A 24,085-nucleotide genomic window follows, 5' to 3' on the forward strand; every position below is an offset into this window, starting at 1 on the left:
GATCACGGGCATGACCGATCTTTTCATCAAGCGTCCGGTAGCCACCACGCTGCTCATGGCGGCCCTCGTCTTTTTCGGCGTGGTTTCCTATTTTTCGCTGCCTGTCAGCGAAATGCCCAACATCGACTTCCCGACCATTCAGGTCACGGCGAACCTGCCGGGCGCGGACCCGGAAACCATGGCCTCGGCCGTGGCCACGCCGCTTGAGCGGCAGTTCTCGTCCATCTCGGGACTGCAATCCATGAGCTCGGTCAACGCCCTGGGCTCCACCACCATCACCCTGCAGTTCGATCTTTCACGCAATCTCGACGGCGCGGGCACGGATGTTTTGACCTACATCAACGCCGCCCAGGGCAGCCTGCCCAACACCCTGCCCAGTCCCCCGACCTTCCAGAAGGTCAACCCGGCGGACATGCCCATTGTCTATATCCGCATCGCCAGCGACTCCATGCCCCTTTACAAGGTCACGGACTACGCCAAGACCTTCATCAGCCAGCGCATCTCCATGATCAACGGCGTGGCCCAGGTGTCCATCTACGGCGACCAGACCTACGCCCCCAGGGTCCAGGTCAATCCCGACAAGCTGGCCGCCCTGGGCATCGGAATCGATGAGGTCGCCGACGCCTTCTCCTCGGAAACCGTGATGTTGCCCACGGGATCCCTGTACGGCACGGAGAAGCTTTATACCATCAAGACCAGGGGCCAGTTGCACACGGCGGCGGCCTACAACCGCCAGATCATCACCTACCGCAACGGCCAGCCCATCCGCCTGGCCGATGTGGGAAGGGCTATCGATTCCACCATCAACGACAAAAACGCCGCGTATTTCAACCAGGACCAGGGCATCATTATCGCCGTCAAAAGGCAGGCAGGGACCAACACCATCGAGGTGGTCAAGGACATCATGACGCTTTTGCCCCAGATCGAGGCCACCCTGCCGCCCTCGATCACCGTCGAGGTGCTCTACGACCGTTCTGTTTCCATCGAGGACTCCATCGTCGACGTGCAGTTCACGCTGCTTTTGTCCGTGGCCCTGGTGGTGGTGGTCATCTTCTTCTTCCTCAAAAACATCCCGGCCACCCTCATTGCGGCCATGGCCCTGCCTTCGTCCATCATCGGCACCCTGGCGGTCATGCAGGTTCTCGGATTTTCCCTGGACAACCTGTCCATGATGGCCCTGATCCTGGCCGTCGGGTTCGTGGTGGACGACGCCATCGTCATGATCGAAAACGTGGTGCGCCACATGGAAATGGGCAAAAAGGTCATGCAGGCCTCCCTGGACGGGGCCCGGCAGATCGGCTTCACCATCATCTCCATGACCCTGTCCCTGTCCGTGGTGTTCATTCCCATCATGTTCATGGCCGGCATCCTGGGCCGGGTGCTCAATGAGATGGCCGTGACCATCACCGTGGCCATCCTGGTCTCCGGGTTCGTCACCCTGTCTTTGACGCCCATGCTGTGCAGCCGGTTTTTATCAGGAAAAATGAACGAATCCGAAGGATTGTTCAAACTCATCGAGCGGGGATACGAGAAAACCCTGCATGTGGCCCTGCGCTTCCGGGCCGTGGTGCTTCTGCTCTCCATGGGGGTTTTGGCCCTGACCATGTGGCTTTTCACCGTGGTGCCCACGGGATTCATACCGGCCACGGATTCGGGCATGTTCTACCTGTTCGCCATGGCCGAGCAGAGCGCCTCCTTCGACACCATGAAGGAGCGGCTTTTGCGGCTCAACCGGGTCATCGCCGCCGACCCCGATATTTTTAAAATGATTGGCGTCATCGGCGTGGGCGGCCCCGTCACTTCCATGAACAACGCCGCCGGGTTTCCGCTGCTCAAGCCCATGAAGGATCGCAAGGCCAGCGCCCAGGAGATCATCGACCGCCTGCGCCCCAAGGTGGCCCAGGTACCGGACCTTATGATCTTCATGTACAATCCGCCCTCCATCCAGATCGGCGGCAAGCAGACCAAGGCCCTCTATCAGTTCACCTTGTTGTCTCCGAACACCTCGGAGCTCTATCCTTTGGCCCGCAAGATGGAAGGGCTCATGCGCAAGCTGCCGGAACTGGCCGACGTCAACACCGACATGCAGATCAATGGTCCGCAGATCTTCGTGGACATCGACCGCGACAAGGCCAAGACCCTGGGGGTCACGGCCCAAAGCCTGGAAACGGCGCTCATGACCGCCTATGCGGCCAGACAGGTGACCAACCTGTACGCCAACACCGACACCTACAAGGTCATTGTTGAGGTGCAGCCCGAGTTCCAGCGCCGACCGGACCTGATGAACAAGCTTTACGTGCGCACCAGCCAGGCCGACGACACCACCGGGGACATGAAGCTCGTGCCCTTAAACGGCATGGTCAGCATGCGCGAGGGCGTGGGACCGCTGGTGGTCAACCACACCGGCCAGCTGACCTCGGTCACCATCTCCTTCAACACGGCAGGCGTCTATTCCCTGGGACAGGCAGTCACGGCCATCACCGACCTGGCCAAAAAGGAACTGCCGCCCACCATCAGCTATTTCTTTGAAGGACAGGCCACGGCCTTCCAGGAATCCCTGAACAGCGTGCCCTTCCTGCTGCTTTTGGCCATCATGGTCATCTACATCATCCTGGGCGTCCTCTACGAAAGCTTCATCCATCCCCTGACCGTGCTTTCGGGCCTGCCCTCGGCGGCCCTGGGCGGCCTGGTGACGCTCCTGTTCTTCGGCCGTCCCCTGGATCTGTACGGCTTCGTGGGCATCATCATGCTCATCGGCATCGTCAAGAAAAACTCCATCATGGTCATCGACTTCGCCATCGAGGCCGAGAAGGAGGGCAAAACCCCCTTCGAGGCCGTGTTCGCGGGCTGCGTGGTGCGGTTTCGGCCCATCATGATGACCACCGTGGCGGCCATCGCAGGCATCATGCCCATCGCCCTGGGCTACGGCGCCGGCGGCGACGCCCGGCAGCCCGTGGGCCTGGTGGTGGCGGGGGGGCTTGTCATCTCCCAGGTCGTCACCCTGTACCTGACCCCGGTGTTTTATACCTACATGGACGAGCTCCAGCACTGGCTGACCAAACGCTCGGAGAGCCGCGCCGACGCCTCATGATGCGTCTGGACGCGGCCCAAACCGCCAGCGCGCTGCCCTTTGACCGGCTGGCCGACGCCCTGGCCGAGGTCTTGATCCTCAAGCGGCGGGGCGGGGTTTCCGCCCCGCCCCGGCTGCACATGCCCCTGCCCGGCGGCGTGCTTTTGGTCATGCCCGCCACGGACCACCAACTGCTCATGGTCAAACGCATCACCGTGCATTCCGGCAATCCCGGCCGGGGCCTGCCCGCCATCCAGGGCGAGGTCACGGTGTCCGACGCGGCCACGGGAAAACCCCTTTTCGAACTGCATGGCCCCACGGTGACCGCCCGGCGCACGGCGGCCCTGAGCCTTCTGGCGGCGCGCCTTCTGGCCAAAAGTCCGACCGGGCCGCTGGTGGTCGTGGGGGCGGGGGTGCAGGCCCGGACGCACGCCCTGGCCTTTCATGAGGGCCTGGGGGTGAAGGCCTGTGCCGTGTCCTCGCGCACGGCGGCCAAGGCCGAAGCCCTGGCCCAATCCTTGCGGCAGGCGGGTCTGGACGCCAAGGCCGTGGACGCCCAAGAGCTCTCCGGGATGCTGTCCGAATCGTCTCTCGTGGTCACGGCCACCACGGCCACGGACCCGGTCATTCCGGACAGGGTTGCAGACGACGCCTTCCTGGCCGCCGTGGGATCATTTTCCCCCCGGGCGGCCGAGATTCCGGCCGGTCTGGTTCGTCGGTCGCAGGTCTACGTGGACGATCTGAAGGCGGCGCAGGAGGAGGCGGGCGATCTCATCCGGGCCGGGGTGGACTTCGGGCGCATCACGCCCTTGGAGGATGTGGCGGACGGCGCGGCCCAAGGCCCGGACTCGGGCAAAGGACCGGTGCTATTTAAAAGCGTGGGGCACGCCCTGTTCGATCTGGCCGCCGCCCGGCTGGCCATGTGCTCTCTGTCGGCGGCTTCGCCCGCATCCTGAGCGAAATTCCAGGGAGACCGCGGCCCTCGCGCCGTCCGGAAGAGGCCTTCCGGTCAGGCCGCCCCTGTGTTTTTTGAGGAGGCGGCCTGCGGCTTGGCCGTGCGGTCCAGCCGCCAAACCACGATCCCCAAGGCCAGCGCCGCCATGGCCAGGAAAAACAGGACCGCGTTGGTATGGCAAAAGGCGGCCACCAATTGGCCGGGAGGCACATGGGTCATGTCCGCCCGCGTGGGCATGGCCGTCATGCCCGCCACCGAGGCGGTGAATATGGCCCCGGTCAGGGGCATGCCCGTGGACTGGCCGAACACCCGGGTATAGTTGAGCAGCCCCGAGGCCACGCCCAGCCGCTCACGCGGCACGGCCCCCATGATGGCGCTGTTGTTGGGAACCTGGAACAGCCCGATGCCGATGCCCACGGGACAGTTGCGCAGGACGAATTCCCACCAGGGGGCGTCCTGGGTCAGCCCGGTCATGGCCAGATAGCCGATGCCCACCGTGGCCAGTCCCAGGATGCTCAATCCCCGCGACCCGAAGCGGTCGGAGAGGGAGCCGGACAGCATGGCGAACACCCCCATGCACACGGGCAGGACCATCATGATCAGCCCGACCTCCCGGGGGGAACGCCCCTGGGCCATCTGCAGGAAAAAAGGCACGATGAACCCGCCGGACAGGGAGATGAACACCAGAACCGACATGAGCAGGTTCAGGGAAAAGCGCAGATTGCGGAACAGGGACAAATCGATCATGGGCTGGGCCGTGCGCCGCTCCACCATAAGAAATCCCGCAAATCCGATCACGGAGAGACCCAGCAGGGACAGGGCGCCTGTCTGGTCGAAGCCCGTCTTCTGGCCCAGGGTCATTCCCAGACAGTAACAGCCCAGCGTCACGGCGGCGACGACCGCGCCGGGCACGTCGAAGCGTTGCCTGGCCTGGGAGGGGGGCAGGGCGGGCATGTATTTGGCCACAATGCGCATGGCCAAAAGCCCGATGGGCACGTTGACCAGAAAGATCCAGCGCCATCCGGCCAGATCGATGAGGATTCCCCCCACCGACGGCCCCAGGGCCAGTCCCATGGACACCGTGGCCCCCACAAAGCCGATGGCCCGGCCGCGTGTGCCGGGCGGGGCGATCTCGGTGACGATGGCGATGCCCAGGGCCTGGCTCATGGCCGCGCCCACGCCTTGCAGGGCCCGGAAGGCGATCAGCCAATGGGCGCCCGGGGCCAGCCCGCATAAAAGCGAGGAGGCGGTGAAGATGATCAGGCCGGTTGCGAAGATGCGCTTTTTGCCCATCATGTCCCCGAGCCGGGAGATGAGCAGCAGCAAGCAGGCGATGGCCACCACGTAGCTTAGGATCACCCACTGGATGGTGGCGAAATCCACCCCGAGGCTTGCAGCCAGGGTGGGAAGCGACACGTTGACGATGCTCATGTCCAGGGTGGCCATGAGCACCATCATGTTCACCCCGAGCATGGACAGGGCCACGGAGGAGCCGATGGCGGGTTCCGGGACGGATGAGGCGTTTTCTGGCATGGAGAGTCCTTGGCGCGCCGGGTTTTTCCGGATGCGCGCAGAGCCGTCATTTCTATAGTGATGCCGTCTGGGTCGCAAAGCTTTTTTTATGGGCCTTCTCGGAAATCCCGACGGCGCACGGCCTGCCGAGACGGTGGCGCGGTCCTTGCCTGGGAGGGGGGCCGACGTGTAGATTGGGGCCTGGAGGATACGCCGTTATGGACAGCATGGTGATTGACGTTCGGTTCCCCGGTGGAAAAAAGGTGCTGGCGGACTTCGGCGATGTGGCCATCGCGACGGACCAGCCGGTCAAAAGCGGCGGAGAGGGGAGCGCCCCCCAGCCGTCACAGATGTTTTTCGGGGCCGTGGCCGCCTGCTCCGGCTATTATGCCCTGGCCTTTTGCCAAAATCGGTCCATCGACACCACCGGACTCGGTCTGTCGGTGCGCTGCCAGCCCGACGAGCGCACCAAGCTCGTGGGCACGGTGGAGATGGAGCTGACCCTGCCCGTGGGATTCCCGGAAAAATACCGCGAGGCCATTGTCCGGGCCGTGGAGGCCTGCTGGGTGAAAAAACACTTCGAGCATCCGCCCCTTTTTTCCGTGCGTACCCGTTGATTCCCGGCCTCGCCGCCGGGCTGTGGTTTCGGCTGCCGGGTATGCCAATGGCCCGTCGGGATGCCCATGATCCAACATGTCCCCGCTAAACAGCAAAAGGCCGCCTCCCCCGCACATCGGGGAAGACGGCCTTTTCCCTGGTGGATATCGTGCGTTACAGCCGCTCGTACGTTTGGCCCGATGTCACTGCCGGGCGGGCGCCGGAACCGGCGGATGATCCGGCGATGGACTTGGAGGTCCGGCCCGTGGGGTGGCCCCGGCTGACCCGGAAAAAGGCAATGGTGGCCTGGAGCTGCTCGGACTGACCGGCCAGTTCCTCCGAGGTGGAGGCCATTTCCTCGCTGGCCGAGGCGTTTTGCTGCACCACCTGGTCAAGCTGGCTGACGGCCTTGCTGATCTGTTCCGCCCCGGCGTTCTGCTCGACCCCTGAGGCGGCGATCTCCTCCACCAGCCCGGCCGTCCGTTTGATGTCCGGGATGAGCCGGGAGAACATGACTCCGACCTCTTCGGCCACAGCCACGCTTGTTCCGGACAATTCCCCGATCTCGGCTGCGGCCGCGCCGCTGCGTTCGGCAAGTTTTCGGACCTCGGCGGCCACCACGGCGAACCCCTTGCCGTGTTCCCCGGCCCGGGCGGCCTCGATGGCGGCATTCAGGGCCAACAGGTTGGTCTGGCGGGCGATTTCCTGGATGATGGAAATTTTTTCAGCAATGTTTTTCATGGCCATCACGGCCTTGTTCACGGCCTCGCCCCCCTGTTCGGCGTCGGAGGCGGCCTTGAGCGCGATCTGACGGGTCTTTTGGGCGCTGTCCATGTTCTGGCGCACGTTGGCTGTCATCTCTTGCATGGAGGACGAGATTTCCTCCACCCCGGCGGCCTGTTCGCTGGCCCCCTGGGAGAGATGCTGGGCCGAGGCCGACAACTCCTCGCTGCCCGAGGCCACGTTTTCCGTGGCCGATTGCACGTCGGCCACCACCTCGCGCAGTTTTTCCACCATGTCGTTCAGGGCTCTGGCCAGCACCCCGATTTCGTCCTTCTGCTCGATGGCCAGGTTGGTGGTGAAATCGCCCTCGGCCATGGCCTGGGCGAAGGTCACCCCTTTTTGCACCGGCCCGGTGATGGCCCGGGTGATGACCACGGTCACCAGGATGCCCAGGAGCAGGGCCGCCCCCAGCCCGATGGAGGTCGTGGAGATGGCCGCATCCAGGGACGCCAGGGCCTCGGAGGCCATGGCCGTGGTGCTTTTTTCAGCCAGGGCGGCCCGGTCGGATGCCCGGTCCAGCACCCCGGAATAGGTGACGATGCGTTCCTGGATAAGCGGGGCCACGGCCTTTTGCTCGGCGAGGATGTCTCCCACGGCCTTGCGGAAGACCTCGGCCGCCGCCGTCACCGTCGCCAGTTGCTTCAGGTTTGCTTCCTGCCGGGTGACTTGCCGCAGTTCGTCCGTAAGCTGGATGACCTTGCCCGTCTGGATGCCGCAGGCCTCCAGGGCGGTGCTGTTGCTTGTGGCCTGGGCCTCCCAGGCGTCAGCCCGGATGTCCTCGCCGGCCATGAGGATAGCCATTCCACGTTCGATGCGGTCCTGGCGGATTTTGAGTTCCCCCGCTGAATCGTTGGCCGTGATCTGGCGAAGCATGGCGCTTTGCTGCTCTTTCAGGTAGGCCCCGATGCTCTCGGAAAAGCTCTGCGCCGCCTTGATCAGGGCTTCCCGGGCGGCCTTGGTGCGCTCCACGCTCTGCTGCGTCTTCTCGACGGAGACCTCATAGGCGTCCATGGATCCGGAAATCTCCCGCAACACCTTTCCAAAAGAGTCGGCATCTCCGGAACCAGACGTGTCCTTGAGTCCGGAGAGGCCCTTTTGCATGGCCGCACGGGCCATGGCCATTTCCTTGCGGCCTTTTTCCAGCCATTCCGGCTGGAGATTCAAGCTATAACCCAGGTTGTAATACCCGGCCTGACGTTGATGGCGTTCGATGATCCCGGACAGCGACCACTCGGGAACATTGGTCTGGGCCAGAACATGGTTCTGGGTCCGGACGCCGCTCATGGAGACAATGGATACAGCGCCCACGGCCATGGCAATGGCCAGGACCAGGGAAAATCCCAGGCCGATCTTGCCGGCTAACTTCAAATTCTTGAACATGAGTCATTCCTTTTGACGGTGTCTGAGCCGACCTGCAGCATCATGGCTATGACAATCGGCCGGGGAAGTTGCGCCTCCCTTCCCGTGCGGCGTTGCCGGAGGTCAAAAGCAGTGCGGCGTTTTCTCGAACACTCCCGATCCGGACGACCCGAATCGGATCGGGGTGTGTCTGAGGTTCAAACCAATCACGCTCCTTCCGAAGTATCGAAAGCCTTCCGGTGACGTCAATGGGAATCCTCACAGTCAGTCGCGATACCGCATTCGGCTGTGGCCGGTTTCAGACATATTCATGGGTGATATCTTGGTATTGTTATTAAATACGAATGTATATCGCCATGCCCGGGTGTCTGTTTCCAGACGGTGCATTGGTCATGCCTTTGTCGCCAGGCCGCCCTGTGTTCGTAACACATTCCTGCCAGTTCTTTTTATCCATCAAACCGCAACCTAAAGGAGACGGGGATGCAACGCCGCACGCACGCACTGGCAGGAATGATCCTGGGGTTTGCCGTGGCCCTGACCCTGGTGGTTTCAGGCCTGGCCCGGGCCGGGGAAATCCTGGTCTACACCGCCTTGGAGGACGACGAATATCCCGGCTATCTGGAACTCTTCAAAAAGGACCACCCGGACATCACGGTCAAGGTGGTGCGCGACTCCACGGGCATCGTCACGGCCAAGCTTCTGGCCGAGAAGGACAACCCCCAGGCCGACGTGGTCTGGGGAACGGCGGCCACCAGCCTTCTGGTGTGCGACCAAAACGGCATGCTGGAAGGCTACGCCCCGAAAAATCTGGACAAAGTGGCCAGTCAGTTCCGCGATGCGGCCAATCCGCCCCATTGGGTGGGAATCAAGGCCTGGGAAACCGGTTTTTGCGTGAACACCGTGGAGTCTGAAAAGCAGAAGCTGCCCATCCCGGCTTCCATGGCCGATCTGGTCAAGCCCGAATACAAGGGCAAGATCGTCATGCCCAACCCGGCCTCCTCGGGGACCGGCTTTTTGACCGTCTCGGCCGTGCTCCAGACCATGGGCGAAGAAAAGGGCTGGCAATTCCTGGACAAACTGCACGACAACATCGCCCAGTACACCCATTCCGGATCCAAGCCCTGCAAGATGGCCGGGGCCGGGGAATTCCCCATCGGCATCTCGTTCGGCTACCGGGGAATCATCCAGAAGCAGAAGGGTGAGCCCGTGCAGACCGTGTTCCCCGCCGACGGCTGCGGCTGGGACGTGGAGGCCAACGCCCTGGTCAAGAAGGCGGCCATCAAGCCCGAGGCCAAGGTCTTTTTGGACTGGGCGCTGGGGGCCGACGTCATGAAGATGTACGCCAAGGTCTACCCTCTGACCGCCTATCCCACGGGTGTGGCCATCCCCGAGGGCTATCCGGCCGATCCCTTCAAGATCCTGGTGAAAAACGACTTCCAGTGGGCGGCCAAGAACCGTGAACGCATCCTGGCCGAGTGGACCAAGCGCTACGGCAGCAAAAGCGAAGCCAAATAGGCCTTCCGATCCCGTTGCCTCCCCTATCACAGGCGCGATCCGGTCTTTCCCGTCGGATCGCGCCGCCGAGGACATCATGCCCCAGCGTGCCCCAGGCAAAAACGAGCCGTATCTGTTGGTGGAGAACGTCACCAAACGTTTCGGGAATTTTTACGCCCTGCGCGAGGTGGGCCTGGCGGCCTCGGCCGGGGAATTCGTGTGCATCCTGGGGCCAAGCGGCTGCGGCAAGACCACCATGCTGCGGGTGGTGGCCGGGCTGGAATCCCATGAGGCCGGGCGGGTGGTCCTGGCCGGGCGCGACGTCACCGGATTGCCCGTGTCCCGTCGCAATGTGGGCATCGTGTTCCAGTCCTACGCCCTTTTTCCCAACCTGACCGCCGCCGAGAACGTGGGTTATGGCCTGAAAAGCCGCAACGCCGCCAGGGGGGCCCGGCACGACCGGGTCAAGGAGTTGTTGCGGCTGGTAGGGCTGACGGGGCTTGGCGAGGTCTATCCAGCCAGACTCTCGGGAGGCCAGCAGCAGCGGGTGGCCCTGGCCCGGGCTATGGCCCTGTCCCCCAAGCTGCTTCTCCTGGACGAGCCCCTGTCCGCCCTGGACGCCAAGGTCCGCATCATGCTGCGCGGCGAGATACGCGCCTTGCAGCGGCGTCTGGGGGTGACCACGGTGATGGTCACCCACGACCAGGAGGAGGCCCTGACCATGGCCGACCGCATCCTGGTCATGCACGAGGGCATGGTAGTCCAGGACGGTTCGCCCCGGGACATCTACGACGCCCCGGCCACCCCCTTTGTGGCCTCGTTTATCGGGTCCATGAATTTCATCGGCGGCGGCAAGCGCCATCCCGACGGCACCGTGTTCCTGGGCAACCGCTCCATCAGGGGGGCAAACGGCCCGAGGATCGCCCGGGGGGCAGGGGATGCGGGAGAGGTGACCCTGGCCATCCGGCCGGAGGATGTGACCCTGGCCCCACGCCTGGAAACCGGGCCGGATCTGTGGCCGGGCAAGACCCGTCATCTGGAATTTCGCGGCGGGGTCTACCGGGTGGGGCTGAGCCTGTTCGTGGGCGGCGGAGAGCGCGGGATGATCGCCGATGTCTCGGCCGAAACCGTGCGCCGGATGGAGCTGCGCGAGGACATGGGGCTCTCGGTGGGGCTGTGCCCGGATCGCATGCACGTCTATCGCCAGGAAACCCACGTTGCGGAGGGGGCATGAGCCCCCGGATGGCGACGCTGCGGCGGGCATGTACGGACTTCGACGTTATGCGGGCGCTTCGGGCCGGGCTGTTGCTCCTTTTATGCCTGTGGCTGACCGTGGCCGTGCTGTTTCCCCTGGCCACCCTGGCGGTGAAAAGCCTCACCACCCCGGACGGGACGTTTGCCGGGCTCGACAATTTCATCCGCTATTTCAAAACCCCTGCGTTGGCCGTTTCCTTCGGCAACAGCCTGTTCGTGTCTGCGGCCACCACCCTGGCGGCCGTGAGCCTGGGGTTCGCCTATGCCTACGCCCTGACCCGCACGGCCATCCCGGCCAAGGGATTTTTCCTCACCGTGGCCATGATGCCGATTTTCGCCCCGACGCTGTTAAACGGCATCGTCCTGGTCTACCTGTTCGGGAAAAAGGGGCTCGTCACCACCGGCTTTTTCGGGCTTTTGCCGTTCACCCTGGACATCGGCCTGTACGGGGCCGTGGGCATCATCCTGGCCGAGGTGCTTTTCGTCTTTCCCCAGGCCGTACTCATCCTGACCATGGCCCTTTCCATGACCGACGCCAGGCTCTATGAGGCCGCCCATTCCCTCGGGGCCTCGCCCGGCCGGGTGTTTTTCACCGTGACCCTGCCCGGGGTGCGCTACGGGCTGGTGAGCGCCTGTTTCGTGGGGTTCATCCTGAGTTTTACGGACTTCGGCGCTCCCAAGGTGGTGGGGGGCTTTTTCAACGTCCTGGCCACGGACATCTACAAGCAGGTCATCGGGCAGCAGAATTTCGTCATGGGGGCCACGGTCAGCATGATCCTGCTGTTCCCGACCGTTTTGGCCTTTCTGGCCGACCGGGTGAGCCGCCGCAGGCAGTCGTCCATGATCGGGGCCCGCAGCGTGCCCCTGGTTCCCCGACCCGATCCCGTTCGCGACCGGCCTTTTTTCCTTTTCTGCCTGCTGGTGGCCCTGGCCGTGATCTCCTTTTTCCTGGTGGCGGTGTTTGCCTCCCTGATCAAGGTCTGGCCCTACGACTTAAGCCTGACCCTGGCCCACTACGACTTTTCCGGCATGGGCGGCGGGGGCTACCGGGCCTTTTTCAACAGCCTGAAGATGTCCGCCATTTCGGCCATGGCAGGCACGATTGCGACCTTTTCCGCCGCCTATCTCATCGAGAAATCCCCGGGCATGCGTCCCATCCGACAAGCCGCCTCCTTTTTGTGCATCGTGCCCCTGGCCCTGCCCGGGCTGGTCATCGGCCTGTCCTACATCTTTTTTTTCAACGCCCCGGCCTTCGACCTCTTTGGCCTGCACATCCCCAACCCGGCAAACGCCCTGTACGCCACCATGGGCATCCTGGTGTTGTCCAATGTGGTGCACTTTTTCACCGTGGGCTATCTCACGGCCGCTACGGCCCTGGGGCAGCTCGACCGGGAATTCGAGTCCGTGTCCGAGTCCATGGGCGTGCCGTTTTACCGCACCTTCCTGCGGGTCACCGCCCCCGTATGCCTGCCCGCCATCCTGGAAATCGGGCTGTATTTCTTCGTCAACTCCATGGCCACGGTCTCGGCGGTCATCTTTCTCTATTCGGCGGACATCCCCCTGGCCGCCGTGGCCGTGGCCAACATGGACGACGCCGGGGACATCGCCCCGGCCTGCGCCATGTCCGTATTGATCGTGGGGGCCAACGTGGCCGTGCGCATCCTGTACGGGCTGGCGACCAAAAGGTTGCGGCGGCGCACCCAGACATGGGCCGGGAAGGAATAAGCGCATCCGACGGGCGGGCGTTTTCCGAGAGTCCGGCGCGGGGCGTACGCTTCATGGCGTCCGGGGAAATGCGTCTGCCCGGACATCCCCTGGCCATCACCGTTGAGGATACGGTCGCCCGACGAAGGGCTTCGCGAAATAAAAACGCGGGCTGTGGGAAGATTTCCCCGCAGCCCGCGTTGTCGTTTCGGATACGCCGGGATCATTCCTGGGTTTTGAGATCCTCGACCAATTCTTGAAGTTCCCGGGCCTGCATGGACAATTCCTGGATGGCCCGGGCGGATTCCCCCATGACCTGGCTGGTTTCCGAGGAGATGCGGTTGATCTCCTCAATGCTGCGGTTGATTTCCTCGCTGGCCGAAGACTGCTGTTCGGCCGCCGTGGCGATGGAGCGCACCTGGTCGGCGGCGGAGTCCACAAGACGGACGATCTCGGTTAAGGCGTCGCCGGATTTCCCGGCCAGGACCGTGGCGTTCTCCACGGCCTTGGAGGCGTCGTCGGTATTCTGGATGTTCGTCCTGGCCCCGGCCTGGATGGCGGTGATGGCCTGGCTGACTTCCTGGGTGGCGTTCATGGTCTTTTCGGCCAGCTTGCGCACCTCGTCGGCCACCACGGCGAAGCCGCGCCCGGCCTCTCCGGCCCGGGCGGCCTCGATGGCGGCGTTTAAGGCCAAAAGGTTGGTCTGGTCGGCGATGTCCTCGATGACGTTCATGATTTTGCTGATTTCCTCGGCCTGTTTGCCGAGGCTGCCCATGTTCCCCTTGAGGGTGGTGGCCTGGGTCTGCACCTGGGAGATGGCCCCGATGACCTGCTGCACCACCGAGGAACCGTTTTCGGCCATCTGCCGGGCCGCGTCGGAACTCTCCGAGGCCTGTCCGGCGTTTTTGGCCACCTCAAGAACCGTGGCGTTCATCTCTTCCATGGCCGTGGCCGTTTCCCCGGCCCGCGCCCGTTGCAGTTCCGCCCCGCGTCCGGCCTGTTCCACCTGGGCCGAAAGCTCTTCCGAGGCCGTGGTCAGGCGTTCCACCACCACGTCGATCTGGGAGGCGGCCTGGAGCATGCCGTCGCGCTTGGCCACCTCGGCTTGTTTTTTGGCCTCGGTAGCCTCTTCGGTGGCCTTTTGGCTCTTGACGGCCAGGGCCTCGGCTTGTTTGGTCTTTTGTTCGGATTCGAGGATCTTGGCCTTGAGATTGTCCAGCATCTTGCGCAGGGCGGCGGCCAGGGTGCCGATCTCGTCCTGGTTGGCGACCTCCAGGGTTTCGTTCAGGTTGCCGTCGGACACGGACACCGCAAACGACGTGGCCCGCCCCAGGGGCCGCGACAGGGACCGGGCGAAGAAAATCCCGGCCGCAATCATGATCAGGGCCACCACGCCGGTCACGGTCAACACCGCCGTGACGATTTCCGATTCAACGGATTCGATGAGCGCCCGATCCGCGCCGATGAAATACATGCCCTCGGTCTTGCCGTCGGCATCCACCAGGGGCCAATAGGCCGTATCGTAGTCCCGGCCCAAAATGATATTGCGGGAAATGAAGGGCTGGGATTTCTGGAGCACGGTCTCGATGACCTTGGGGTTGTCCATCTTGGTGCCCACGGCCCGTTTCCCGTCGCGGATGATGGTTGTGGACAGGCGGGTGTCTTTCTCGAAGATGGTGCATTCCACGCCGATGCGTTTTTTGATGCTGTCCACGAAACTGTGGGAGCCCAGATCGATGCCCGGGGTGATGACCCCGACGATCTTGCCCTCGTAGCGCACCGGACATCCCGCCCGCAGGGAGAACTTCACCGCCGTGCCGGGTTCCACGCCCACGCTGGCCTGCCCCTGGAGAGCCTTTTTCACGTTGGTTTGATTCAGGATGCTGTCACCGGCCTTGTCTGAGTGTCCCCTGGCCAGCACCCTGCCGTCCTTGTCCGAAATGGTCACGAATTCGACCATGCTGCGGTCCATGAGCTCCTTGGCGGCCTTTTTCAGGAAGGCCCCGTCCCCTTCGGCCATAGCCTTGGCCACGGCGGGGTTTTCAGCCAGCAAAGCGCCGTCTGTCTGGAGAAACTGCCGCAGATCCTCCACCTCATGTTCCACGCTTTTCTGGAATTTCTGGATGGTCCCGGAGGCTTCCTTGTCAAAACCTTCGACGACAAAGTAGTTCACGGTGAAAAAGATGGACCCGGAGAGCAACACGATGGTCATACAGATCATGCCCACCAGCTTCCAGAAGATGGAGATTTTCATGAGGCCTCCATAACTATGTAAGAAATTTCACAAATTCCGTGTTCGTGGAGTCTGCCCGGCCTTGCCCCGCAAGGTGAAGTCTTTCAATAAGATAGGTCACAATGATATCAGGAGAAATATCCGATGTGCAAGGGATATTCAGGCGCGCGCGCCATGGCGGGCCGTCTCCAGCCTGGATCAGGGCTACTGGTATGCTGTGATGATCTTCAAACAATACGGATGGTTTTGAAGCATGAGGGGCTGTGCGGCGTGAAACGGAAGGCAAAAAAAGAAAATCTATAACATGGCGCCAGACAAAGAAGTCATCAGGAAACACGTAGCCCAAATGGCAGGATGATCACCGCCTTCCGTGGCGGATTATCGTGCCGGGATGCGTTCGGAAATACCTCTGGAAACCGGAAGAGTTCGCTTCCCCTGCCGGATTGGGCAAAAGAAGCCGTCGTGGACCGGTGGCGGCGGTAATCCGGCTGAGGGATGCCGCCGGAATTCGGTCAATAGAATAAGCAGCCGCCGGTATAGCCCCTGCTTTTCATGCACTGGTCCGTCTGTTCGGTAACGGTGCGAAAAAGGTTGTCGGGATAGGGCGGGGTGTTGGCCGTCAAGGACGCCTGGCTGTAGCAGTCCGTATAGTCGCCGTTGAGTTGGGCGAGGGACTTGTCCGGGGCGCGGTAGGGCGGTTTTGTGCATCCGACCATGAAAAAGGCCGCGCAAAGAAAAACGAGAATCAGATGGCGTTGCATGAAACCTCCCATTCCGGGAAAGGATAAGTCGTTGTAGAGCCCCGTGCCTCCGGGCATGTCACAGGTCGGACGGGCGATCCGCTCGTGTCGGTTCGTCCGATTTGCACAGCCAGGGACGCCCCACTCACCATGATTGGCCTTTAGCACAGTCCGGAAGGGATGTCATGCCCGCAGGCGCCAGGGGAGGGGCATCTGGAGAACTGCGACGCGCCCGGGACTGTGCGGTGAGGGGAACGTGGCGTCGGATTCCTCCGGTCGGCGTCCGCACGAGAAGGTATTTTGTTATGTTAATTTTGAAATAATTGACTTTTTTCGTCATGCGAGATTAGACATATGCCATGAAAACCATAGAAAGCCTCCTCATCCTGTTGGCCCTGGGCATGTTGTTCGGAGTCACCCCGTGTCTGGCTGGTGACAGCACGCTCAAACCCCTGATGTTGGCCACCACCACGTCCACGGCCGAAACCGGCCTCCTGGACAAGATCGTGGATGTGTTCGCCAAGGAGAAGGGCATCGAACTGAAGTACGTGGCCGTGGGCACGGGCAAGGCCCTGGAGATCGCCAAGAACTGCGACGCGGACGTGGTTCTGGTTCATGCCCCGGACGCGGAAAAGGCCTTTGTAGCCGCAGGCAACGGCCTGGACCGCAAGGAAGTTATGTACAACGACTTCGTGCTGGTGGGCCCCAAGGCCGATCCGGCCAAGGCCACGGGCAAGGACATCCGGGCCGCCCTGACCCGCATCCATGGAGACAAGGCGCTTTTCATCAGCCGTGGCGACAATTCCGGCACGCACATGCTGGAGAAGAAATTGCTCAAGGAACTCAAGATTGAACCCGCCGTCTCGGAATCCTATCTGGAAAGCGGCCAGGGCATGTCCGCCACGGTGCTCATGGCGGCTGAGAAGGGCGGCTACACCCTGTGCGATCGGGCCTCCTGGAAGTTTTTTTCCGCCAACCAGGGCGACAAGAACCCCCTGGCCATCCTGGTCGAGGGCGATCCGGCGTTGCTTAACCGGTACAGCGTGATGCGCGTCAATCCGGAAAAATGCACCAAGACCGATCCGGCCCTGGCTCAGGTGTTTCTGGACTGGTGGTTCACCCCCCAGGCCAAGGAAATGATCAACGGGCACACCAAAAACGGCTCCACCCTGTACGTGTACGGTCCCGCCCCCCAATAACCGCGCCTTCCAGCCCAACATCAGGCTGACACCAGATCTCGCCGCCGTATCCGTGCCTCACAGGTTGGATGCGGCGGTGTCATTTTGATCCGCACGGCGGGCCTGTCGCCGCAGGGCGCAAAACGTCGGAGGCTGGTCGGGGCCAGGGTGGAGATGCAGCGGGAGAGGGAAAATCCATCCGGCGGGGCGGACGGGCGCATTGGCGGGAAGCGGCAAACCGCCGTACCCTCGGCGTCAGGCTTTTGGCCCTGACCTCGGGTCACGCGGCGCTAGCGGTTATTCATAGGGATAGGTCGAACCGGCGAATTCCTTGGACCGGGGATTGGGAAACTTGCCTTCGGCGGTAAGCTTCTTGATCCCGGCCGACTTGTCGGAATACGTCGTGTGCAGCAGTTCGTGGGACGTGTGCCCCAGAGGCTCGTGCAGGAAGTCCTTGTACAGGGTCTTGACCTGGGCGTTGTCCTGGGAGGCGCGCACTTTGAACTTGGCGTCCGCCCCATAGACCCCGTTGATGCGGTCCATCATGTACTCTTTGAGCTGCTTGCCGGCGGCCACGGCCTTTCCGGTCAGACGCAGTCCGATGAGCACGCCGCCGGAGGCGACGCAGGCCGTCTTGAGGAAACCGCGCCGGGTGAGTTGGAGAATGGACATGGCGTTCCCCCCTTATGCTTTGTTGGCGTTAAACATGGCCAAACGTTTTTGCAGCGAGGCGTGGAAGGTGGTCACGCGACGATCCATGGCCTCAAGCACGCCGGGCATGATGGGCTGGCCGCCGCCCATGACGCAGCCGCCGGGGCAGGACATGAACTCGATGAAGTGGTACGGGGACTTTCCGGCCTTGACCGTTTCGCAGATGTCCTTGAAGCGCTTGGCCCCATGCACCACGGCCACCTTCACCACGGTCCCGTTCAGGTCGACCGAGGCCTCCTTGAAGCCGTTTAAGCCGCGAACGCCCTTGAAGTCCCAGCTCTCGGGCTTTTTCTTCATCACGGCCTCGTAGGCGAAGCGCAGGGCCGCCTCCATGACGCCGCCGGTCACGCCGAAGATGGTGGCGCCGCCGGTGGACTCACCCATGATGGCGTCGCGTTTGCCGTCAGCGGCCTTGGGCAGGTCAAATCCCGCTTTCTTCAGCATATACGCCAGTTCGCGGGTGGTGATGGTGGCGTCGATGTCCTTGTGGCCGCTGGCCTTGAACTCGGGGCGCATACCCTCGTACTTTTTGGCCGTGCAGGGCATGATCGACACTGTGTAGACATTGGCCGGGTCGTACTTGGCCGCTTTCGCGCCATAGGTCTTGGACAGGGGGCCGCACATGGCGATAGGCGACTTGCAGGTGGAGAGATGCGGGATCAACTCCGGATAGTAGGTCTCGACATACTTGATCCAGGCCGGACAGCAGGAGGTGAACTGGGGAAGCGGCAGGTCCGACTTTTTGGTCAACCGGGCCAGAAGCTCGCTGCCTTCCTCCCAGATGGTCACGTCGGCGGTGTACTCGTTGTCCCAGACATGGTCGAAGCCGATTTTTTTCAGGCCTTCGAGCATCTTCTCCGTGGTCACCGAGCCCAAGGGCTGGCCGAAGCAGTCGCCCAGGCCGTAGCGCACGGCCGGGGCGGGCATGGCGATGACCTTGACGTTCGGATCCTTGATCTTGGCCTCGATCTCCGGAATCCAGGACTGGGTTTCGTAGATGGCCGACACCGGGCAATGGGTCAGGCACTGGCCGCAGTTGATGCAGGCCGCCTGATCGGGGATCTTGTGCGGTTCGCCGGTCTCGCCGAAGATGGCGCCGGTGGGGCAGTAGCTCATGCAGGTGTCGCAGCCGATGCATTTTGTCTCATCGACCTGGACGAAGAAGAGCTTGTCCGGATCGGCCTTGGCATCCGGAACCTGGTTTTCGTAAAAGATTTTCTCGATTTCGATTCTGCTCATGAGATTCCTCCATGTTTCGTGGTCAAAAGTGATTCAGGCAACATGGCAATATGGTGCTGTGCGGCTCCTCCTTTTGTTTGACCTCCACGTCTGAGGTCATGTCACCCTCGGACTGTGTTATGGTTTTTATGCGAAACGGCACGGTTTCGCGGGCCTCAGATGCCTCCATGCATGACGTCCCTTTCCTGTGGCGAGCGTCGCCATGTCTCCCGGGCCTTCTCAAAGGCCGCCCGGGCCGCCGGAAAGGGCAGAAGGACGCGGGGCAACACCCCCTGGAGAAAGGAGATGGCCAGACCGTAGTTGGTCATGGGCACGTCCTGGCGGATGGAATGGTAAAGTCGGGACAGCATGGCCTTGCGGTTGACGACGCAGGCCCCGCAGTGGATGACCAGGGCATAGGGCGAAAGGTCTTCGGGGTAGGCGGCCCCGGCCTTGACCTCCACCTGGATGGCCCCGCCCGCATATTGCCGCAGCCATCTGGGAATTTTGACCCGGCCGATGTCGTCGGCCAGGGGGTGGTGGGTGCAGGCCTCGGCAATGAGCACCCGGTCCCCGGGCCGCAGGCGGTCAATGGCCGCCGCGCCCTCGGCCAGTCTGGCCAGATCGCCCTTGAAGCGGGCCATGAGGATGGAAAAGGTGGTCATGGGCACATCGGCGGGCGTGTCCCCGGCGGTTTTGAGCACCACCTGGGAGTCGCACACCACCAGGGCCGGTTTGTGCGTGAGTTGCTCGAGGGCGTCGCGCAGTTCGCGCTCCTTGACCACCATGGCCCGGGCGTCGCTGTCCAGGATGTCCCGGATGGCCTGGACCTGGGGCAGAATGAGCCGCCCCTTGGGTGCGCCCAGATCAATGGGCACAACCAGCACGGCCAGTTCCCCGGCCCGCAAAAGGTCGCCCACCAGACGCGGCTCCGCAAACCAGTCGTCCGGGGCCAGACGCACCAGGATCTCCTTGAGGGCCAAAAGCCCCAGGCCTTGTACGGCCGAGACCGGGATGACCGGTGGGGCGGGATCGCAACAGGCCGCGATGTGATCCAAAAATTCCGGTGTGGGCGGGCTGTGGTCGATTTTGTTCACCACCACGGCGAAGGGGGTGTCGCGTTCCGAGAGCATGGCCGCAATGCGTACTTCGTCATCCCCGAACACCCCGGACTCGGTGACCAAAAGGGCCACGTCCACGCGGTCCAGGGTCTTTTCCGTCCGCTTGACGCGAAGCTCCCCCAACGCGCCCGCATCGTCCAGGCCCGCCGTGTCGATAAAGACCACCGGCCCCAGGGGCGAAAGCTCCTGGGCCTTTTCCACCGGATCGGTGGTGGTGCCGGGCGTGTCCGAGACGATGGACACGGGCTGGCCGGTTACGGCGTTGACAAGCGAGGACTTGCCCACATTGCGGCGTCCGAAGACGCCGATGTGCAGGCGAAGTCCTTTCGGGGTATCGCGCATGGTGTTTTGAGACCTCCGTCCCTGATAAGCGTGCGACCGGCCTGTCGGATTACGGCCGTGGCCGATTTGAGGCCCACGGCCTCCTTGTGGTCGTAGATGCGGTAATGCTCCCGGCAGGCGCTGGGAGTGAAATTGGGCATGATGACGTTGGCCCCGGCCCGCAGGGCCAAAAGCTGGCCGCGCCCGGGGTCCAGGGAGGCCAGGGCCGTGGTGGCGGGCAGATTGATCGTGGGGCAGGCCAGCCGCAAAAGGGCCACCACGCGCAGGCTGGTGTCCTTGTCGCCGTGGGGGGCCGTGGACAGGGGGGTGTCGGCCTGGGGCAGAAACGGCCCCGATCCGCACATGTCCACCCCGAGTTCGCGCACCAGCTCGATGTCGTCGGCCAGGGTTTGGGCGGTCTGTCCCGGCAGGCCCACGATGAATCCGGAACCGATCTCATAGCCCAACTCTTTGAGATAGCGCAGGGCGGCCAGCCGTTCCTTCAGGTGTTTTCCGGGATGCAGCCGGTCGTAGAGGGCCGCGTCCGCCGTCTCGTGCTTCATGAGGTAGCGGTCGGCCCCGACGTCGCGCCACAGTTCGTAGTCCGGAAACGGCCGCTCCCCCAGGCTCAGGGTGACCTTGATGTCGGCCTGGTCCTTGATGCGGACGATGATGTCCGCAATGCTCCCGGCTGGGTAGTCCAGGTCGTCGCCCGATTGCAGCACCACCGTGCCCACGCCGAGGGAGGCCGTGCGCAGGGCGGCCGCCACCACCTCGTCCGGGGTCATGCGGTAGCGGGTGATCTTCGTATTGGCCCGGCGCAGGCCGCAGTAGAGGCAGTTGCGCACGCAATGGTTGGAAAATTCCACGATGCCGCGCAGGTAGACGCCATCTCCCACGCTTTCGGAACGCACGGCGTCGGCCTCGGCAAAAAGCTCGTCCAGGGGCGCATCGGTCAGCCGGGCAAGGATATCCTGGCGGTTCATGGCTTGCCTTCCCGGCCCTGCCCGAGGACGGTCATGGTTTCCGCAGACAACAGGCGCCGCAGTTCCGGGGCGGACAGGAGGCCGCGTTCCAGCACCGCCTGGGGCACGGTTTTCCCTGTCTCGCGCACCTCCCGGGCCACCTCCACAGCGGCCTCGTAGCCGATGGCCGGGACCAGGGCCACCACCGTGGCCCAGGAACGGTGGACATGCTCCTCGCAGGCGGCCGGGTCGGCCGCAAGGCCCTCCACGCATTTGGTCCGGAACATGGCGCAGGCGGCATCCAGCAGGCTCAGGCCCTCAAGCAGGGCGTCGGCCAAAAGGGGCAGGAAGGCGTTGAGTTCAAGCTGGCCGGACATGGCCGCCGAGGCCGTAAGCCCGTCCAGGGCCATGACCCGAAGCGCGGCCTGGCCCACGGCCTCGCAGATCACCGGATTGACCTTGCCGGGCATGATGCTCGACCCGGCCTGGACCTCGGGAAGGTGAATCTCCCCAAGCCCGGCCCGGGGCCCCGAGGCCAGAAGGCGCAGGTCCGAAGAGATCTTCATGAGGTTCACGGCCACGGCCTTTAAAATCCCCGAAACCTCAACGAAACAGTCAGCGTTTTGGGTGGCGTCCACCAGGTTTTCCGCCCGGGACAGGCCAAGCCCCGTGTCCTCGCGCAGTTTGTCCACCACACAAAAAATGTAGTCGCGCGGAGCGGTGATGCCCGTGCCCACGGCCGTGCCCCCCAGGTTCACCACCCGCAGGCGTTCCTCGCACTTGAACACCCGCCAGCGGTCCCGGGACAGGGCCTCGCCGTAGGCCGAGAATTCGGCTCCAAGGGTGATGGGACAGGCGTCCTGAAGCTGGGTGCGGCCCATCTTGACCACGGAGGCGAACTCCCGCTCCTTGTCTTGGAAGGCCGTCTGCAGGGCGGCCAGGGACTTTTCCAGACGGCGCAAAAGCGTGATCGCCGCGACCTTGATCGCCGTGGGAAAAACGTCGTTGGTGGACTGGTGCAGGTTGACGTGATGCAGGGGATGTACCCGGGCATAGTCGCCACGCCTGCCGCCGAGGATCTCCTCGGCCCGGTTGGCCAGCACCTCGTTGGCGTTCATGTTGGCCGAGGTTCCGGCCCCGCCCTGCAGGGCGTCGGTGATCCCGATCTCGGGCAAAAGGCCGGACAGCGCTTCGTCGCAGGCGGAAAGGATCGCCTCGCCCACATGCAGGGGCAGATCCCCGGTCTCCATGTTGGCCCGGGCGCAGGCCCGCTTGACCAGCACAAGCGCCCTGGTCAGTTCCGGATGCACCATCCGTCCCGACAGGGGGAAGTTGGCGAGAGCCCGGTCGGTGTGGATGCCGTAGGTTGCATCAATCGGTACGGCCTTCTCGCCGAGGAGATCCCGCTCCAGGCGGACCTCCCCGGCGCACACGGGCATGGGGGGCTGATATCTGGCGTCAACAGTAGACATCGCGGCGTCCCGAGCGGACCTTTTCGATCATGCGTTCAGACACGCGCCGGGTCTTGGGCAGCATGTCGTCCAGTTCCTGGGCGATGGCCCGTTCCCCGACCTCGGCCACGTCGGCCGGGGCATAGTCGATGAGATATTCCAGGAACGTGGACAGGGCGTTGGGGCCGCATTTCTCCTTGATGAGCCCGGGCTTGGCCAGATCCATGAAATCCGCGCCGGTGCGGCCCAGGCGGTAGCAGCCGGTACAGAAGGAGGGGATGTAGCCCAGTTCGGAGACGTCTTTTATGACCTCGGCCAGGCTTCTGTGATCGCCAAGCTGGAACTGGCTGGCCTCGAATTTTTCGTCGTCGGCATAGCCGCCGGGATTGGTGCGGCTTCCGGCGGAAATTTGGGACACCCCCAGGGCGAAGGTCTCCATGCGCATCTGCGCCGTCTCCCGGGTGGACATGATGAACCCGGTGTAGGGCACGGCCAGGCGCAGGATGGCCACGATCTTCTTGAAATCCGCATCCGAAACCGGGCTGGGGGGGGAGGTGGCCATGTCCGAACCCATGGCCGGCTCCATGCGCGGCACGCTTATGGTGTGGCAGCCCACGCCGAAACGCTCCTCCAGGTGGGCGATGTGCAGCATCAGCGCCATGATCTCGTATTTCCAGTCGTAGAGCCCGAACAGCACGCCCACGCCCACGTCGTCGATGCCCGCCAGCATGGCCCGGTCCACGGCCGAGGCCCGCCAGTCGAAATCGCGCTTTTTCCCGCCCACGTGCACCTTGGCGTAGGTATCGCGGTGGTAGGTCTCCTGGAAGATCTGGTAGGTGCCGATGCCCGCTTCCTTGAGGGACTTGAAGTCATCCACGGAGAGCGGGGCCACATTGACGTTCACGCGCCGGATCTCGCCCGCGCCTTCCTTGACGGAATAGACCGTGGCGATGGAGTCGAGGACGTATTTGAAGCCCTCGCCGGGATAGGACTCCCCAGCCACCAGAAGGATGCGCTTGTGACCCTGGTTGATGATGATGCGCGTCTCCTCGGCGATCTCTTCCTGGGACAGCACCCGGCGGGTCAGCCCGGTGTTGGAGCGGCGGAAGGCGCAGTACAGACACTCGTTCTTGCACAGATTGGAAATGTAGAGCGGGGCGAACATCACCAGGCGGCGGCCGTAGATCTCTTCCTTCACCTTCCGGGCGGTGGCGAAAATCTCCTCCAGAAGGCCCGCATCCGAGACGGCCGCCAGGGCGGCCACGTCGTGCAGGCGAAGACCTTTCAGCTCCAGGGCTTTAGCCAGGATCTCACGGACTTTTCCCGCGTCTTCCTTGCGGCCTGACTCCAGAGCGGCCCCGATCCGGGCCTCATCCACCCAATCCGCTACCGTGTCTTGTAACATCTTACACTCCTTGA

Annotated in this window: 17 protein-coding genes; 7 read left to right on the forward strand and 10 right to left on the reverse strand. The window is 63.2% G+C overall.

Features of this window, described 5'->3' with window-relative positions; genetic code table 11:
* Positions 1-10 precede the first annotated feature (10 nt).
* Positions 11-3,091, forward strand: a complete 3,081-nt coding sequence (locus tag GD606_RS03025) for an efflux RND transporter permease subunit (protein ID WP_163301310.1) — start codon at positions 11-13, stop codon at positions 3,089-3,091.
* Positions 3,088-4,026, forward strand: coding sequence for a delta(1)-pyrroline-2-carboxylate reductase family protein (locus GD606_RS03030; RefSeq protein WP_309550380.1), 939 nt, complete (start codon positions 3,088-3,090; stop codon positions 4,024-4,026). The genes GD606_RS03025 and GD606_RS03030 overlap by 4 nt, the downstream gene beginning before the upstream one ends.
* A 53-nt stretch (positions 4,027-4,079) precedes the next feature.
* Here the strand turns inward: GD606_RS03030 and GD606_RS03035 are convergent, their stop codons facing one another.
* Positions 4,080-5,558: a DHA2 family efflux MFS transporter permease subunit gene (locus GD606_RS03035; RefSeq protein ID WP_211922112.1), complete on the reverse strand. Its 1,479-nt coding sequence runs from the start codon at positions 5,556-5,558 to the stop codon at positions 4,080-4,082.
* A 206-nt stretch (positions 5,559-5,764) separates the two neighbouring features.
* Here GD606_RS03035 and GD606_RS03040 point away from each other — a divergent pair, with 206 nt between their 5' ends.
* Positions 5,765-6,154 (forward strand): OsmC family protein, encoded by a 390-nt coding sequence (locus GD606_RS03040; protein ID WP_163301311.1) that lies wholly within the window; start codon positions 5,765-5,767, stop codon positions 6,152-6,154.
* Between the two features lie 154 nt (positions 6,155-6,308).
* On the opposite strand, the gene GD606_RS03045 is transcribed toward GD606_RS03040, so the two are convergent.
* Complete coding sequence (locus GD606_RS03045) at positions 6,309-8,297, reverse strand: methyl-accepting chemotaxis protein (RefSeq protein WP_163301312.1); 1,989 nt, start codon at positions 8,295-8,297, stop codon at positions 6,309-6,311.
* A 459-nt stretch (positions 8,298-8,756) separates the two neighbouring features.
* On the opposite strand from GD606_RS03045, the gene GD606_RS03050 reads away from it, so the two are divergent.
* The 3 genes from GD606_RS03050 to GD606_RS03060 all read left to right on the forward strand — a co-directional run bounded on the left by GD606_RS03050 (position 8,757) and on the right by GD606_RS03060 (position 12,749).
* Positions 8,757-9,791, forward strand: a complete 1,035-nt coding sequence (locus tag GD606_RS03050) for a putative 2-aminoethylphosphonate ABC transporter substrate-binding protein (protein WP_163301313.1) — start codon at positions 8,757-8,759, stop codon at positions 9,789-9,791.
* Between the two features lie 76 nt (positions 9,792-9,867).
* Positions 9,868-11,004, forward strand: coding sequence for an ABC transporter ATP-binding protein (locus tag GD606_RS03055; protein WP_163301314.1), 1,137 nt, complete (start codon positions 9,868-9,870; stop codon positions 11,002-11,004).
* The gene (locus GD606_RS03060) at positions 11,001-12,749 is read left to right on the forward strand and encodes a putative 2-aminoethylphosphonate ABC transporter permease subunit (RefSeq protein ID WP_163301315.1); all 1,749 of its coding nucleotides are present in this window, start codon (positions 11,001-11,003) and stop codon (positions 12,747-12,749) included. Before GD606_RS03055 ends, GD606_RS03060 begins: the two co-directional genes overlap by 4 nt.
* Positions 12,750-12,951: 202 nt before the next feature.
* On the opposite strand, the gene GD606_RS20715 is transcribed toward GD606_RS03060, so the two are convergent.
* Together GD606_RS20715 and GD606_RS03070 are read right to left on the reverse strand one after the other, a co-directional pair.
* Entirely contained in the window at positions 12,952-14,982 is a 2,031-nt protein-coding gene (locus GD606_RS20715) for a methyl-accepting chemotaxis protein (protein ID WP_163301316.1), read from the reverse strand.
* Positions 14,983-15,473: 491 nt separating this feature from the next.
* Complete coding sequence (locus tag GD606_RS03070) at positions 15,474-15,722, reverse strand: hypothetical protein (RefSeq protein WP_163301317.1); 249 nt, start codon at positions 15,720-15,722, stop codon at positions 15,474-15,476.
* A 338-nt stretch (positions 15,723-16,060) separates the two neighbouring features.
* Between GD606_RS03070 and GD606_RS03075 the strand changes: the two genes are divergently transcribed.
* Complete coding sequence (locus GD606_RS03075; protein WP_163301318.1) at positions 16,061-16,900, forward strand: ABC transporter substrate-binding protein; 840 nt, start codon at positions 16,061-16,063, stop codon at positions 16,898-16,900.
* Positions 16,901-17,176: 276 nt separating this feature from the next.
* Here GD606_RS03075 and GD606_RS03080 read toward each other — a convergent pair whose 3' ends face one another.
* From GD606_RS03080 to hydG, 6 genes are all read right to left on the reverse strand, one after another.
* On the reverse strand, positions 17,177-17,551 hold the full coding sequence (locus GD606_RS03080; protein WP_163301319.1) for an iron hydrogenase small subunit: 375 nt from the start codon (positions 17,549-17,551) through the stop codon (positions 17,177-17,179).
* Positions 17,552-17,563: 12 nt separating this feature from the next.
* Positions 17,564-18,829 carry a [FeFe] hydrogenase, group A gene (locus GD606_RS03085; RefSeq protein ID WP_163301320.1) on the reverse strand — a complete coding sequence of 422 codons (1,266 nt, stop codon included), beginning with the start codon at positions 18,827-18,829 and terminating at the stop codon, positions 17,564-17,566.
* Positions 18,830-18,984: 155 nt separating this feature from the next.
* Positions 18,985-20,271: a [FeFe] hydrogenase H-cluster maturation GTPase HydF gene (hydF, locus tag GD606_RS03090; protein WP_163301321.1), complete on the reverse strand. Its 1,287-nt coding sequence runs from the start codon at positions 20,269-20,271 to the stop codon at positions 18,985-18,987.
* A complete protein-coding gene (gene hydE / locus GD606_RS03095) occupies positions 20,184-21,236 on the reverse strand; it encodes a [FeFe] hydrogenase H-cluster radical SAM maturase HydE (protein ID WP_163301322.1) in 1,053 nt (350 codons plus the stop codon). The genes hydF and hydE overlap by 88 nt, the downstream gene beginning before the upstream one ends.
* Positions 21,233-22,687 (reverse strand): aspartate ammonia-lyase, encoded by a 1,455-nt coding sequence (locus GD606_RS03100; RefSeq protein ID WP_246298944.1) that lies wholly within the window; start codon positions 22,685-22,687, stop codon positions 21,233-21,235. Before GD606_RS03100 ends, hydE begins: the two co-directional genes overlap by 4 nt.
* Positions 22,674-24,071, reverse strand: a complete 1,398-nt coding sequence (hydG, locus tag GD606_RS03105) for a [FeFe] hydrogenase H-cluster radical SAM maturase HydG (RefSeq protein WP_163301323.1) — start codon at positions 24,069-24,071, stop codon at positions 22,674-22,676. The genes GD606_RS03100 and hydG overlap by 14 nt, the downstream gene beginning before the upstream one ends.
* Positions 24,072-24,085: the final 14 nt, after the last annotated feature.

The organism is Desulfolutivibrio sulfodismutans DSM 3696 (assembly GCF_013376455.1).
Classification (GTDB): domain Bacteria; phylum Desulfobacterota; class Desulfovibrionia; order Desulfovibrionales; family Desulfovibrionaceae; genus Desulfolutivibrio; species Desulfolutivibrio sulfodismutans.